The organism is Aeromonas australiensis (assembly GCF_000819725.1).
Classification (GTDB): Bacteria; Pseudomonadota; Gammaproteobacteria; order Enterobacterales; family Aeromonadaceae; genus Aeromonas; species Aeromonas australiensis.
Genome location: NZ_CDDH01000009.1, coordinates 82,499 through 97,006 on the forward strand (window position 1 = coordinate 82,499; position 14,508 = coordinate 97,006).

A 14,508-nucleotide genomic window follows, 5' to 3' on the forward strand; every position below is an offset into this window, starting at 1 on the left:
TGAGAGTCAGCAGGCGTCACCCAGCCATTTTTCGCTGCGGTTGCGTCCGTTGGCTTTGGCTTGATAAAGCGCTATATCGGCACGTCGGACCGCTTCGTTGAGTGGGATACCCGCTTCGTGGGGGTGATAGCCCAGACTGATGGTGACCACCAGCTCGGGCTCGATGGCGGCCCAGTCGTGATCTGCCACCGCCGTTCTCAGTCGCTCCGCCAGCTCGCCGAGCTGCGTTGCATCAGCGCGGCCAATCAGCAGCAGAAACTCTTCGCCCCCCCAGCGGATCAGGCGATCTGTGGGCCTAAGCTGCTGCTGGCAGATCTGTACCAGCCGGATCAGCACGATGTCACCGACCGCATGGCCGAAGTTGTCATTGATCCGTTTGAAGTGATCCGCATCGAACATCAGCAGCCCTGCTTGCAACTGCGCCAGCTTGCCCGACTGTTCTTCGAGTTCCAGATAGTGGCGATTGAGGGCGCCGGTAAGGGCATCGTGACAGGAGAGGTAGTTGAGCTGCCGGTTGAGGCGATGGGATTTCAGGCTGGAGAGGGCCGCCAACAGCAAAAAGAAGATGGCGAGCAGGGTCGGTGCTGATTGGCCGATTATGGCCACGGTGAGCGGTAGCAGGCTGACCCGGTGCACCAGACGCAACGGGGTGTCGGGGATGGCCATGGTCAGTTGCAATGCCCCTTGCCGCCACAGGTATTCGTCGGTCGGCTCGGGGTCTTGTGGCACCACGGGCTGGTGTGCGCTGCTGGCCAGCACCTGATAGTACTGATTAAGCAACAGATACTCCCCCAGAGCCGGGGCCAGCTGAGCGAGCTGTTGTTGCAATCGGTTAAGTAGCACATCCATATTGATCATGCCCACCAGAACCCCTTCTTTATAGAGAGGCTGAGACATGGTGACCATCAACCCTCGTCCGATAAAGTCCTCATATGGGCGAGAGAGCACGGTTTTCTGCTCCGGATCCGCGGTGTTGAGGGTGTCTTGCCAGAAGCTTTTCTGATAGATGGCTGGGTAGAACCGAAACACGCTGGAAGGCTGCCAGGGGTAGAGATAGATAAAATTGTCCACCCCAGTGAAGTAAACCCAGATGATCTCGTTGCCAAGGCGCTGGCTGGCGGTGGCCAGCAGGGGGGAGAGGCTAAGGGCCAGATGGATTCTCGCTTCTCGCTCGCTGCCAACCGGTGGTAGCGGGCCTAATCCGGTGAGGTTACCCACCAATCCTTCCGGTAAATCGTTGGGCAATTTATCCAGTGCCAACCCCTCTGGCTGCGTCTCGATATGGCGATAGAGTTGACGAGTCAAGGGTGACTGGGGGTCGCTGCGCAGTCGCTCCTCGGCTTGGCCACGCATCGCCTCCAGAAACACTTCGGTCTGTTTGAACCGATCCCGCAGGTAGCTGGCGCTGTTGCGGGTATCGCTCTGATAGAGGCGCTCTATCTGTTTCAGGCTTTGTCGCAAGGTCAGACCAATCAGCAGGATGACCACGGCCAACAGGAGCCAGGTCAGGCGTGTGAGAAAGCGGTGGTCAGACATATTGGGCATAGGCAGTCAGTCGGGTTGCGAAGGAAATTGTCGTTAGTGTATGCGAAGTGGGGTGAAAACAAACGGCGCGACCTGAAACAGGGGGAGCTTATCCCGCTCTTGTTACGTTTTGTCACATTTATACATAGTCACGGCATAGTCTGGGGCTAAAATGGCCCCTATCTGGATTTACCCTCTCACTGTTCATGGACCGTTCGATGAAAATGCGTATCTGGCTCGGCTTGGGCCTTCTTCTAATTGTGGTTGCCGGCGTCTGGGCGTTGCGGTACAGCGAACCCACCGCCAAAGCACCGGCCAGACAGGTCAATATCCGCACCCAAACCGTCCAGCAGAGTTTGGCAGAACCGACCCTCAAGCTGGTGGGCAAGCTGGTGGCCAATCGCTCTGTGGTTATCAGCCCCGAGGTGACCGGCCGCATCGTCAAGATTGCGGTGCAGTCTGGCCAGGGCGTGACGAAAGGGAAGACTCTGATCGCGCTGGATGCGGGCAAGCAGCAGGCTGCACTGGCAGAACAGAGCGCCAGCCTGCGCGACGAGAACCGCAAGCTGAGTGATATGCGCAAGCTGGTCGCTCGCGGTGCCGTCACCCAATCCGAGCTGGATGGTCAGGAGGCCACCGTGGCCCAGGTACAGGCGCGCCTCGATGCCGCCCGTTATGAACTATCCCTGCGCACACTCACAGCCCCCTTTGCCGGCACTGTTAGCCTGATTGATCTCAGCGAAGGGGCCTTGGTTAACAGCGGCGATACCCTGCTGCATCTCGATGAACTGGACAAACTGCGCCTCGATCTGGCGGTGCCGGAGCGTTACCTCTCCCTGCTGCGGCCGGGCATGGCGGTGACAGCTACCAGCACTGCCTGGCCGGATCAGCAATTTAACGGCACCCTGACCACCCTCGACAGTCGCGTTTCCAACGATACCCAGAATATCAAGGCGCGGGTGATGATCCCCAATGGCAACGGCCAGCTACGCCCCGGCATGCTGCTCAATGTTGAACTGGCACTGCCCGCCCGCGAGCTCACGTTAATCCCTGCCCAGGCGGTGGAGTATGCCGGTCAGCAGCGCTTTGTTTACCGTCTCGAGGCCGATGGCCGGGTCAAGCGGGTGCCGGTGGTACTCGGCGAGACCGAAGGGGAGAGCGTCTGGATCACCGAAGGGATTGAAGTGGGAGATCGCATCGTGGTCGAGGGGCTGGTCAACCTGCGTGATGGCATGCTGGTGCGCGATCTGGCAGAGGTAAATGGCTGATGTGGCTCTCCGATATCTCTGTGCGTCGCCCGCTGGTGGCGGTGGTGCTGAGCGCCCTGCTCACCGTATTTGGTCTGGTCGCTTTTAGTAAATTGACGGTACGGGAGATGCCTGATGTGCAGACTCCGTCGGTCTCCATCACCACCAGTTATGAGGGGGCGGCTCCCTCGGTGATGGAGAGTCAGGTGACCAAGCCCATCGAGGATCAGCTCTCCGGCATCAGCGGCATCAAGAACATCAACTCCGTGACCCGCAAGGGGCGATCGATGATCACCGTTGAGTTCAAGCTGGGCTGGAACATGGTAGAGGGGGTCTCCGATGTACGTGATGCGCTGGCGCGAGCCAAGCGCAGCCTGCCAGTTGATGCGGATGAGCCGCTGGTCACCAAAGATAGCGGCAGCGGCGATGTGTCAGTCTGGCTCAACTTCAGCAGCAGCCAGATGGACAGAACCGCCATGACCGACTACGCCAACCGGATCCTGGTTGACCCCCTGAGTCTGGTGGACGGGGTGAGTGAGGTGGTGCTCTCTGGCGATCTGACCCGGGTGATGTACGTGCGGTTGCGACCAGCCGATATGGCGGCACGCGGAGTGACGGTTACCGATGTGCAGGAGGCCCTCAAGCGGGAGAATATCGAACTGCCGGGGGGCGAGATCCGCAACAACGCCATGACCATGGCAGTGCAGATCGCCCGTCTTTACCACAGCGCGGAGGATTTTCAGCAACTGCAGATCCGTACCCTGGCGAATGGTCAGAGCATCTATCTGGCGGATGTGGCCGATGTGGACGTCGGGGCCAAAAACGAAGACAGTGCCTACCAGCGCAACGGCCGCGAGAGCTTGGGGATCGGCATTGTTGCCCAATCCACCGCCAACCCGCTGGCGGTAGCGCAGGGGGTTGAGAAGAAGCTGGTCGAGATGCAGCGCTTCCTGCCAGAGGGGGCTGTGCTTGAGGTCGATTATGACGCCACCATCTTTATCAAGCAGGCCATTGATGAGGTGTATAAGACCCTGGCCATCTGCGCCGTGCTGGTGGTGGCGGTACTCTACCTGTTCCTGGGGCAGGCGCGCACCACGCTCATTCCGGCCATTACGGTGCCGGTGTCGCTCATCTCCGCCTTTATCGGCGCCTGGTATTTCGGCTTTTCCATCAACCTCATCACCTTGCTGGCCCTTATTCTCGCCATCGGACTGGTGGTGGATGATGCCATCGTGGTGGTGGAGAACATCCACCACCATCTGCAACGGGGGGAGCCGCCGCTGCTGGCGGCCTGGCACGGTACCCGCGAGGTGGGCTTTGCGGTCATCGCCACCACCGCCGTGCTGGTGATGGTGTTTGTTCCTATCGCCTTTATGGATGGCATGGTGGGGCGGCTCTTTACCGAGTTTGCCATTTTGCTGTCGCTTGCCGTGCTCTGCTCCTCGCTGGTTGCGCTCACGCTGACCCCGGCCATGGGCTCCTGGCTGATGCGCCCGCTGGATAAACCCAACCGGCTGACTGCTGCCCTTGACCGTGGTTTGGGCTGGGTCGAGGGCCACTATCGCGTTGGCTTGAGCCGGCTGCTGCGCCACTCCCGCTGGGTGCCATTGGTGTTGCTGCTCTGTCTGGGGGGCATAGCGGCCCTGTTCAGCCAACTGCAAAGCAGTTTGACTCCCACCGAGGATCGCGGCGTGGTGTTTGTCTTCGTCAAGGGGGCAGAGGGGACCAGCATCGAACGGATGAAGCGCAACATGCAACAGGTGGAGGCCGCCATCATGCCCATGCTGGGGCAGGGGGTAGTGCAGTCGATGAGCTTCAGTACCCCGGCCTTTGGCCGCGGCGGCGATCAGACCGGTATGGTGATTATCCAGCTCACCGACTGGGCCGAGCGCGATGTGACCGCCACCCAGTTTGCCCGTTCACTCGGGCCCAGACTCTCTGGCATACCCGACGTGATGATCCGCCCCTTTATGCCCGGTTTTCGCGGCGGCTCCACCGCACCGGTGCAGTTCGTACTGCAAGGCAACGATTATGGCGAGCTTCATCAACAGGGCTTGGCCCTGAAAGAGGCCGCCCAGGCCAGTGGCCTGATGGTGAACCCGGACCTTGACTACGCCGAAAATACCCCCGAACTGCAGGTGAGCATCAATCGTGACAGCGCCAGCCAGCTCGGCATTCCGGTCTCGACCATCGCCAGCACCCTGCAGGCCATGCTGGGCGGGGTGAGCAAGACCACCTATGTCGATAGAGGTGAGGAGTATGATGTCTACCTGCGTGGCAACTCGGCGGAATTCAACAGTATCTCGGATCTTGGCCGTATCTATCTGAAAGCGGCCAATGGCGAGATGGTCAGTCTATCGACCGTGGCGACCGTGACACAGGTGGCGACCGCCAACCGCCTCAACCACTATCAGCGGCAAAAAGCGATCACCCTCACTGCTGACGTGCACCCGGATCACTCGCTGGGTGAGGCCCTCGATTTTCTCGATGGCTGGGCCAACGCCAATCTGCCCACCGGCATGGCGGTAGATTACGCCGGTGAGTCCAAGGATTACCGCGACAATCAGGGGGAGATGGTACTGGTCTTTGGCCTCGCCCTGCTGGTGGTCTATCTGGTGCTGGTGGCCCAGTTCGAGAGCACCCTGACTCCGGCGGTGGTGATGATGACGGTGCCGCTCGGCATCTTCGGTGGTCTCTTGGGCCTCTGGCTGACGGGGCAGGAGATGAGCATCTACAGCCAGATCGGCATGATCATGCTGATCGGCATGGTGACCAAAAACGGCATCCTCATCGTCGAGTTCATCAACCAGCTGCGCCAGCGGGGGGAAGGGTTCGAGGAGGCGATCATCGCAGGCTCGGAGCGCCGCCTGCGCCCGATCCTGATGACTTCGCTCACCGCCATTATCGGCGCTGTGCCGCTGATACTCTCCATGGGGGCGGGCTACGAGAGCCGGATGGCGGTGGGCACCGTGGTCTTCTTCGGACTGTCGCTGGCGACCCTGGTTACCCTGCTGGTGGTGCCCGCCATCTACCATCTGATCGCCCGTCACGCCGGCATGACAGGGGCGCGGGATCAGCAGGTAGACGAAGCGCTGGCCGCCAAGGGGGCAAGTGAGAGTGAGAGACATACACCGGCAGCATAATCGCCCGCTTTCACGCTTATCATCACAAGGGCGCCTGCGGGCGCCCTTGCTATTGCGGGCGGCGGCCTATTCCGCGGGATCTATAGGGACAAAAAGCCATCGCCCCCCTTGGCCGCAATCGGTATAATGCGCGACCCGAATTGTTCCAGGTGGTTAAAATGCAGCCGGTACCCAACCTTTTCTCCTATCCCCGCTATTGGGCCGAGTGCTACGGCACGGCGCCCTTCCTGCCCATGTCCCGCAAAGAGATGGACAAGCTCGGTTGGGACAGCTGCGACGTCATTCTGGTGACGGGGGATGCCTATGTGGATCACCCGAGCTTCGGCATGGCGGTCATCGGTCGCATGCTGGAGGCGCAGGGCTTTCGGGTCGGCATCATCGCCCAGCCGGACTGGTCATCGAAGGATGACTTTATGCGTCTGGGCAAACCGAACCTCTTCTTCGGGGTGACCGCGGGCAACATGGACTCCATGATCAACCGCTACACCTCCGATAAAAAGCTGCGCCACGACGACGCCTACACCCCGGGGGATGTGGGGGGCAAGCGGCCGGATCGCGCGACCCTGGTCTATACCCAGCGCTGCAAGGAGGCCTTCAAGGAGGTGCCGGTGGTCATCGGCGGCATCGAGGCTTCCCTGCGCCGTATCGCCCACTACGACTACTGGTCCGAGACTATCCGCCGCTCCATCCTGCTCGATGCCAAGGCCGATATCCTGATTTACGGCAACGCCGAGCGGCCGCTGGTGGAAGTGGCCCACCGCATCGCCGCGGGGGAGACCATCGAGACCATGCAGGATATTCGCGGCACCGCCGTTATCCGCAAGGAGCCGCTGCCGGGCTGGAAAGGGGTGGATTCGAGCAAGCTCGACCAGATTGGCCGCATCGATCCCATCATGAACCCCTATATGGAAGGGGCCCCATGCTCGGATGACTCCACTGAAGCGGCACCTGCCGCGCAGGAAGCCCAGCCTGTGCTGGTGCAGCCGGCCAAGCCCAAGCCGTGGGAAAAAACCTATGTGAAGCTGCCGGCGTTCGAGCGGGTGAAAGAGGACAAGGTGCTCTACGCCCACGCCTCGCGCATTCTGCACCACGAGACCAACCCCGGCTGCGCCCGCGCCCTGTCGCAGGCGCACGGCGATCGCATCGTCTGGGTCAACCCGCCCGCCTTCCCGCTGGAAACCGAGGAGATGGACGGCGTCTTCGGCCTGCCCTACCAGCGGGTGCCGCACCCTGCCTATGGCAACGAGAAGATCCCCGCCTTCGAGATGATCAAGACCTCGGTCAACATCATGCGCGGCTGCTTTGGCGGCTGCTCCTTCTGCTCCATCACCGAGCACGAAGGGCGCATCATCCAGAGCCGCTCGGAAGAGTCGATCCTCAAGGAGATCGAAGATATCCGCGACAAGGTGCCGGGCTTTACCGGTGTCATCTCGGATCTCGGCGGCCCCACCGCCAACATGTACAAGCTGCGCTGCAAGAGCCCCAAAGCCGAGCAGACCTGCCGGCGCGCCTCCTGTGTCTGGCCCACCATCTGCCCGCACATGGACACCGACCACAGCCCGACCATCAACCTCTATCGCAAGGCGCGCGACCTCAAGGGGATCAAGAAGATCCTCATCGCCTCCGGCGTGCGTTACGACATCGCGGTGGAAGATCCCCGCTATATCAAGGAGCTGGCCAAGTACCACGTCGGCGGCTACCTCAAGATCGCGCCGGAACACACCGAGGAGGGGCCGCTCTCCAAGATGATGAAGCCGGGCATGGGCAGCTACTACCAGTTCAAGGAGCTGTTCGACAAATACTCCAAAGAGGCGGGCAAGCAGCAGTACCTGATCCCCTACTTTATCTCCGCCCACCCGGGCACCACGGATGAAGACATGATCAATCTGGCGCTCTGGGTCAAAGAGAACCGCTTCAAGCTCGATCAGGTACAGAACTTCTATCCGTCGCCGCTCGCCAATGCCACCACCATGTATTACACGGAGAAAAACCCGTTAAACAAGGTGAGCCGCACCGGTGGCGATGTGTTTGTCGCCAAGGGCGAGCGCCGTCGCCGCCTGCACAAGGCGCTGCTGCGCTACCACGATCCCGCTGGCTGGCCGATGATCCGCGAAGCCCTGCTCGCCATGGGCAAGGGCCACCTGATTGGCAATGGCCCCGGCTGTCTGGTGCCGCCAGAAGGTAGGAATGAGCGGCGCAACGAGCGTGTCGCCAGCGGCAAGGGCTTGAAACCGGCCCTGACTCGCCATAGCAACATTGCTCATCAGCGCGGCAATGGTGCAGGCAACAAACCGACGGGCGGCAAGCCGGTGGGTTCCCAGTTGCAAAAAGGGGCGGCTAATGGCAAACCGGCCGCACAGGGCGAAGGCAAGAGTGCGGGCCAGAATGTGGGTAAGAGCAAACCTGCCGGAAAACCCGCCCATAAGGGCAAGGCGCCGACCCGCGCAGGCTCTGCCAAGCCGGGTGCCAAACCCGCTGCTCAAGGCGGCAAGCCTGCGGCTAAAGGGAATGGTGCCAAGCGACCGGCGCGGTGAGTTTTCCTGACTGGAAAGCAATCCAAATAAAAAGGCGACCGAATGGTCGCCTTTTTACTGATTGAAGATGGGATTACATCGTTTTACGCCGCCCGGAGCACTTCAATACCATTATGCTCCACTGCGGTAATTACCTCGTCCGGTGATACTCTAAAGAACTCTTTCCTGTTATTGACCAAATTCAACCTAGCATGAGCAAATTTCTGATGTAGTGACGATTCTAGTGCGGGGGCATCGTCACAGTAAAACATTGCATGAACATCGAAAGTGTCTGGTACGGAGGCATCACCCAACTCACGGATTCGATCGTATGGGTCTACCCGTCTAGTCATACCTATTTTCACCACATCAGGGCCAAAGGACATTTCGTTAGAAATAACATAAACATATCCAGCTCGGGTAAGCTGTGCCATAGATACGGCTCTTTTCTCACGTTGTTTTAGAATTTCTAGCTCCTGCTGGTGCATTGCCAGCAATTCACGCTGTTCCTCAGTAGCCGAATCAAGCTTACTCAATTCGTTTTGAATTAGTTTTTCCATCAACTCTCTGTTCTTTTGCGCTTTTTCTGCTGCAGATTTTATCTTTGCTTCCTCACGCTCGGCTTCATTTCTGAGCCTAGTTTCTTCCCGTTCGCTTTCCTTTATGTCTGCTGTTAATTTTTCTACCTCATAGGAAAGCATCAATTCTTCAATTTTTAGTAAGAGGTAGGGCGTTTGAATCTGAGTTTTTATTATTTTTCCACAGTTATTGATTTCATCAAAGCTGCGTCGAACACGGCTTATTAAACGATTGATATTATTCCAATCCGCTAATGAAATCGCAGCGTCAACCTCGTTATCGAAACATCTAAGGCGCAATTTTATTTCACGGTTAATCAGCGTTCTTGCTTTTGCTTTGCTGTTATTTACAGTTAGGTTATCTCCTAAGGTGCAAATACAAGCTTGCTTATCCTTTACAAGTTTTTTTGCATCATTCTGAACATTTGTAAGTCTTGTGTTTAGTATGTCTATGCAGGATGAACCACTGGAGCTTTTATACATCACCGGATCTACAGTCCCTATGCCTATATCATATTGACTGATTAAATCTTCTTGCAGTTGTAGTGTATTTATACCACGTTGATAGTCTTGCTGGAGCAATCTATATTTAGCTTCAATCGCACTCAGTTTTGTTTTTTCTTTTTCAATAGGTGAAAATTTTAGCTCAAGTTCATCATAAGTAGGTTTTAATTTTTTTAGGTCTTTGTAACAATAAAAAGAAAATATCACGGCGAGAGAAAAAATGATAACACTAATAATCAACATGATATTTATCCTAGATGCTTGTAGGTAATGTGGATGAAAGTCTCATATTGCTTGTTTGAGCATATAATGTAGATCGTATTAGCTCGCTCTCACGAAACTCTTTTGCCTCGGCCTCAAAGTACCAATCAGATAAAACTCCCATATTTTCCATTGCTTCTTTAACTGTTTTGGGATCAGTAATGAAAAACTCCTTTCTAAAATTCTCTTTATTAACGCGTTTTTCAGAAAACATTTCATGCAGAGTTTTTTCTACACTTGGTGCATTTTCAACGAATGCCAGAGTATGAACATCAAACTTATATGGGACACTGGCATCACCTAGTTCAATTACTCGATCCATTGGTTCCAGACGTCGAGTCATACCAATTTTAACAACATCTTTACCAAAACTACCGTGATTGGATATTACATATACATAACCGGCTCTGGTTAATTGGGCTTGTGAAATAGCACGAGAGTATTTTTCTTCCAGTTTCTTCTTTTCTGCCTCAATTTCGTCAATGCGTAACTGCATCCTAGCTCGTTCTTCACCGACCAATTTTTCTGCAGCCTTTTGTGCTCTTCTTAATTGTGATTCTGTTGCACCGATCTCCTCATCCAGTTCATCCACATCATCACCAGATGACTTTTGTGCTCTTAGTGCTGCTTGTTGCTTTTTCTTTATCTGCTTCAGTTCCTCAAGTCTAACTAGCTCTTGATGCCAAACAGTAAGTTCTTTAACTTTAAAATCAAGATACTGAGTTGTAATGTATGCACCGACAGTTTCACCTAATTTAGTAAGTTGTTCATTTAATCTATGTAGCTTTTTTAAAGCCACATCATAACTATTAAGACGCATTTTTTTTCGTATTGTTTCAAACTCGGCATTAAAAGCTTTTAGTAATAGTGAACGATAATCCTCAGTCATTTTGGTGCCATCAGAATCACTGCCAAAGAAAGTCCAGTTTGATATTGCATAAGTAGCATTTCCTCTAACTATGAAATTATACTGTTCATCCCTACATTTATTGATACTCTCTTTTAAGGATTCGCTGTCACCTAGTTTAAATGTAGGTGGTGGTAAACCAATATCAATGAACTTTGAAAGTTTTTTTGTTTGCGCTATGCATTCGTTTAGAGAGTTGAATTCTTTTAGCCCATGCTCTATGTGACTTTCAATTTCATTATACTGGACTGAAAGTTGATCAAGGATCACCTCAATAGGATTTTCGTCCATTTGTTTTTGACGAGATAAAATAAGAGAATTATATTTGTTTTTCTGTCGTAACCAATGAAACCCTAACATTAACACTGTCAGTGCTGCTAAAAAAAATATGACCGGTAAATCTGGTGGTACACTTTCCATTATTGTATCCTTAAAGTTTTATTTTTTGAATAATATCAAAATTTAATTCGCCATTTATTAATGTTAGCGAGCTGTGAAAAGGGGAACTCAGGGACATTCACCTTTCTGAGCAAGACATAACGCCACCGAATCCCACGCTACCGCCCGTGGATGACAGCTTCAAAACGCTGAGTTAATCAACAGGTAGGGTTCAATCTGTGATTAATAGGCATCGTATGGCGAAATCTGGGACACCCACCTTTTTGGAAATCTGGGACACCCACCTTTTTGAGTAAGGCGTAACGCCACCAAATCCCACGCTACCGCCCGTGGATTGCAGCTTCCAATATGCTCCCTTGCCCCGCGCTGGCAGCAACCCATCGCAGTTCAACAGGTTCTGAGTGGCCATGGTAAGCCAAACGAAACTGCCGAGGCGAGTCTTAAAGTGACTTAACTATCAGAAATTAATCGTTTTTAGAGCTTGATCAGCAAATGGAGCCGGAAGGCGGTTTTGTAGCCATATCCCGCTTTGGCAAACAGGGAAAATCTGGGACACCCACCTTTCTGAGTAAGGCGTAACACCACCAAATCCCACGCTACCGCCCGTGGATTGCAGCTTCCAATATGCTCCCTTGACCCGCGCTGGCAGCAACCCATCGCAGTTCAACAGGTTATGGCTGGCTATGGTAAGCCAAACGAAACTGCCTGGGCGAGCCTTAAAGTGACTCAACTATCAGAAATTAATCGTTTTTTGAACTGGATCAGCAAATGGAACTGGAAGGTGGCTTTATCGCCATATCCCGCTTTGGCAAGCAGGGAAGGGGAGTGGATCGGGGCGACCTGCTGGTCGCCCCTTGTGATTGCCATATCCGGCGCGCTAAGGGTTAGCCGTTATAGCCGTAGCAGCGCTTGAGCTCCTCGAAGTCGTAGTAGTGGCTGCCGCTTTGGTAGGGCTGGCAGCCGGTTTTAAAGGCGATCTCTTTTTCGTTGTAGAGCATCTTGACCAGCACCTGCCGCTGCCCGTTCTGGTAGATATCCCACTGAATATTGGCGGTATAGGGGGAGACCCAGCCGCCGCGCCACTCGTTGTTCTGCTGGCTGAACAGCTGATCCGCGCTGGCCCCCTGACGGCTCCCTTCCAGCTTCATCAGGGCGGCGAGGGGGATGATGGCTTCGGCGTGGGCAAAGCGCAGGGTGGCCCGTCGGCTCTGCTCGCCCTCCACCACCTGACGTTGCACCTCGCCAAACAGGCCGTCGAGCAGCGGCTGGGCAATGGCGTAGGGGGCGCTCTGGTTGGCAAAGCTCGGCCCCTTCTCGTAGAAATCTTCCGCATCGGAGAGGTAGGAGAACCAGGCAGACTCTTCCGGGGTGAGGAACTGCTCCAGCGCCCAGGTCTCGCTGTCCTGTGCCTGCGCTTCGCGGATCATGCCGGGGCCGATGATAAAGAGGTTGTAGAGCATCAGGGCCGCATCCACTTCGTCGCGCACATAGGTCATGCCGCCATCCTCCGGGTTGACGGCGACAAACTCGACGCCGCCCGCCAGATAGTCGACAAAGCCCTTGCTGTAGATACGCTCCAGCATGCTGCGGGCCATCTCTTTGGTTTTGCTAAGGTTTTTAAGCTGATCCAGCGCCCTGGCCAGCTCGGGGGCCGGGGCTATTCCGGCATCTTCGTCGCCGATAAAGCGTTGGTAGCTCTCATAGGCGGGCAGGTAGCGGGCGTAATTCCCCTCGGGCGTGGTCTTGTGGAAGTAGAGCTCGAACTTGTTGACCAGCTTTTTGTCGATCTTCGAGGGGTCATCCTGCGTGAGGTAGCACTGCGCCGAGTCGCTGACATAGTTCACGTCGCGCTTGAGGCTCTCCATAAAGTAGAAGGCACTTTCGTTGGCCCTGTCTTTGCCCGAGGTGACCACCTTGATGCAGTGGGGCTCGCTGCTGTTGAGCAGGGTCGGCAGCCGCGCCGCCAGCCGGTTGGCGAGATTGGCGTGCTCCTCCTTGCCCAGCGCCGAGAGCAGGCCATAGCCCAGTTTCTGGTTGGCGGCCGTCACCAGATCGACCTTGCCTCCCAGCCCCTGCCCGAGAGTGGTGAGCGCCCCCTGACGCTGCGCCTCTTCCCATACCAGCTTGGTCAGCACGTCATATTTCGGGCTGGAGAGGGAGCGCGAGCCGTGGCGCGCCACCATCTCGGTAAAGACCGGGCTGAACCCCTGGGGCGCTGGCTCGTAGCTCTCCGCCTGCTGCTGCGGGCTGTAGACCGCTTTGGTGCTGTATTGGTAGGCGGTTTTGCCCTGGCTGTCGGCAGACGATTCGTTCTCTGACTGGCAGCCGCCAAGCAAGACCAGTGAGACGGCCAAAGCCACATAAGAAGAGCGCGGGAAAGTCATGATGTTCCTTATCTATCCATATGAAAAATAAGTGAAAAACTCTATGGCTTGAAAATGACCGCGGGATGTCAGCCAGATGACAGGCTGATGACTTCTGATAAAGCAGTAAGCAAGGGGAGGGGCAGAGGATGGCTACAGGGAGGGCAATAGAGGCTCAACCAACCACTGCGCCTCTCACAATCCCTTTCCTTTTTTGGGACACCCACCTTTTTGACAGCAGCGTAATCCTGTACTTGGCTTAAGGAGTTACTGTCGAGGGATACGCCATGACCATTGCCCGTTCACGTCAAATCAGCTTGCAGGATACGCCTTATTACCATGTGGTCAGCCGTTGTGTGCGGCGCGCTTTTCTGTGTGGGGAAGATGCCCATTCAGGCCAGAGCTACGAGCATCGGCGTCAGTGGGTGGTCGACAAACTGGGACAACTGTCACGGCTGTTTGCCATCAGCATTTGTGCCTATGCGGTGATGAACAATCACTATCATCTGGTGCTCAAGGTGGAGCCCGACGCTGCTGCCAATTGGAGTGAGCGGGAAGTGGCTGAGCGCTGGGCGGCGCTTTTTCAGTGGCCGCTGTTGGTCAGGCGTTGGTATCAAGGGGAGATGTTGATCGAGCCTGAGCTGGCGGTTGTACAGCAATTGCTGGCCCAATGGCGGGAGCGGCTTCACTCCATCAGCTGGTTTATTCGGCTACTCAATGAAAATCTGGCCCGTCAGGCTAATCAGGAAGATGGTTGCAAGGGCCATTTCTGGGAAGGGCGCTTCAAGAGCCAGGCTTTGCTCACCGAATCAGCCTTGTTGGCCTGTATGGCGTATGTTGACCTCAATCCGATCCGAGCTGCGTTGACAGCTCGGCCCGAGCAGAGTGACTACACCAGTATCAAACAGCGCCTGGAAGAGCCTGCTGCCCCTGAGGTGTTGTTACCACTGTTGCTGCCGTTTGCCAGCCAGGGGAAGCCTGAAGGGCTGCCCTATTCCTTTACTGACTACCTGATGCTGGTGGATTGGACCGGCCGCGCTATCCGGCCTGACAAGCGGGGTCATATTCC

8 protein-coding genes are annotated in these 14,508 nt (G+C 55.6%); 4 read left to right on the forward strand and 4 right to left on the reverse strand.

The window, feature by feature from the left end; genetic code table 11:
* Positions 1–6: 6 nt before the first annotated feature.
* Positions 7–1,545 carry a sensor domain-containing diguanylate cyclase gene (locus BN1117_RS01830; RefSeq protein ID WP_040094454.1) on the reverse strand — a complete coding sequence of 513 codons (1,539 nt, stop codon included), beginning with the start codon at positions 1,543–1,545 and terminating at the stop codon, positions 7–9.
* A gap of 197 nt (positions 1,546–1,742) precedes the next feature.
* Here BN1117_RS01830 and BN1117_RS01835 point away from each other — a divergent pair, with 197 nt between their 5' ends.
* The 3 genes from BN1117_RS01835 (at position 1,743) to BN1117_RS01845 (ending at position 8,448) form a co-directional block, all read left to right on the forward strand.
* Positions 1,743–2,792: an efflux RND transporter periplasmic adaptor subunit gene (locus tag BN1117_RS01835; protein WP_040094456.1), complete on the forward strand. Its 1,050-nt coding sequence runs from the start codon at positions 1,743–1,745 to the stop codon at positions 2,790–2,792.
* Complete coding sequence (locus BN1117_RS01840; protein ID WP_040094457.1) at positions 2,792–5,914, forward strand: efflux RND transporter permease subunit; 3,123 nt, start codon at positions 2,792–2,794, stop codon at positions 5,912–5,914. The genes BN1117_RS01835 and BN1117_RS01840 overlap by 1 nt, the downstream gene beginning before the upstream one ends.
* Positions 5,915–6,072: 158 nt before the next feature.
* Positions 6,073–8,448, forward strand: coding sequence for a YgiQ family radical SAM protein (locus BN1117_RS01845; protein ID WP_040094459.1), 2,376 nt, complete (start codon positions 6,073–6,075; stop codon positions 8,446–8,448).
* 83 nt (positions 8,449–8,531) lie between these two features.
* Here BN1117_RS01845 and BN1117_RS01850 read toward each other — a convergent pair whose 3' ends face one another.
* The 3 genes from BN1117_RS01850 to BN1117_RS01860 all read right to left on the reverse strand — a co-directional run bounded on the left by BN1117_RS01850 (position 8,532) and on the right by BN1117_RS01860 (position 13,460).
* On the reverse strand, positions 8,532–9,752 hold the full coding sequence (locus BN1117_RS01850) for an SNIPE associated domain-containing protein (protein ID WP_052441384.1): 1,221 nt from the start codon (positions 9,750–9,752) through the stop codon (positions 8,532–8,534).
* Positions 9,753–9,762: 10 nt separating this feature from the next.
* Positions 9,763–11,097 carry an SNIPE associated domain-containing protein gene (locus BN1117_RS01855; RefSeq protein ID WP_040094461.1) on the reverse strand — a complete coding sequence of 445 codons (1,335 nt, stop codon included), beginning with the start codon at positions 11,095–11,097 and terminating at the stop codon, positions 9,763–9,765.
* 863 nt (positions 11,098–11,960) lie between these two features.
* Positions 11,961–13,460: a histidine-type phosphatase gene (locus tag BN1117_RS01860; RefSeq protein ID WP_040094463.1), complete on the reverse strand. Its 1,500-nt coding sequence runs from the start codon at positions 13,458–13,460 to the stop codon at positions 11,961–11,963.
* 266 nt (positions 13,461–13,726) lie between these two features.
* Here BN1117_RS01860 and BN1117_RS01865 point away from each other — a divergent pair.
* Positions 13,727–14,508 (forward strand): transposase (locus BN1117_RS01865; protein WP_040094465.1); only part of this gene is annotated, 782 nt, incomplete at its 3' end.

What these genes read in the sequence shown, in the direction of transcription:
- BN1117_RS01835 (WP_040094456.1), top strand. Translation starts at nt 1,743, where the DNA reads ATGAAAATGCGTATCTGGCTCGGCTTGGGCCTTCTTCTAATTGTGGTT.
- BN1117_RS01850 (WP_052441384.1), bottom strand. Translation starts at nt 9,752, where the DNA reads ATGTTGATTATTAGTGTTATCATTTTTTCTCTCGCCGTGATATTTTCT.
- BN1117_RS01830 (WP_040094454.1), bottom strand. Translation starts at nt 1,545, where the DNA reads ATGCCCAATATGTCTGACCACCGCTTTCTCACACGCCTGACCTGGCTC.
- BN1117_RS01845 (WP_040094459.1), top strand. Translation starts at nt 6,073, where the DNA reads ATGCAGCCGGTACCCAACCTTTTCTCCTATCCCCGCTATTGGGCCGAG.
- BN1117_RS01840 (WP_040094457.1), top strand. Translation starts at nt 2,792, where the DNA reads ATGTGGCTCTCCGATATCTCTGTGCGTCGCCCGCTGGTGGCGGTGGTG.
- BN1117_RS01855 (WP_040094461.1), bottom strand. Translation starts at nt 11,097, where the DNA reads ATGGAAAGTGTACCACCAGATTTACCGGTCATATTTTTTTTAGCAGCA.
- BN1117_RS01860 (WP_040094463.1), bottom strand. Translation starts at nt 13,460, where the DNA reads ATGACTTTCCCGCGCTCTTCTTATGTGGCTTTGGCCGTCTCACTGGTC.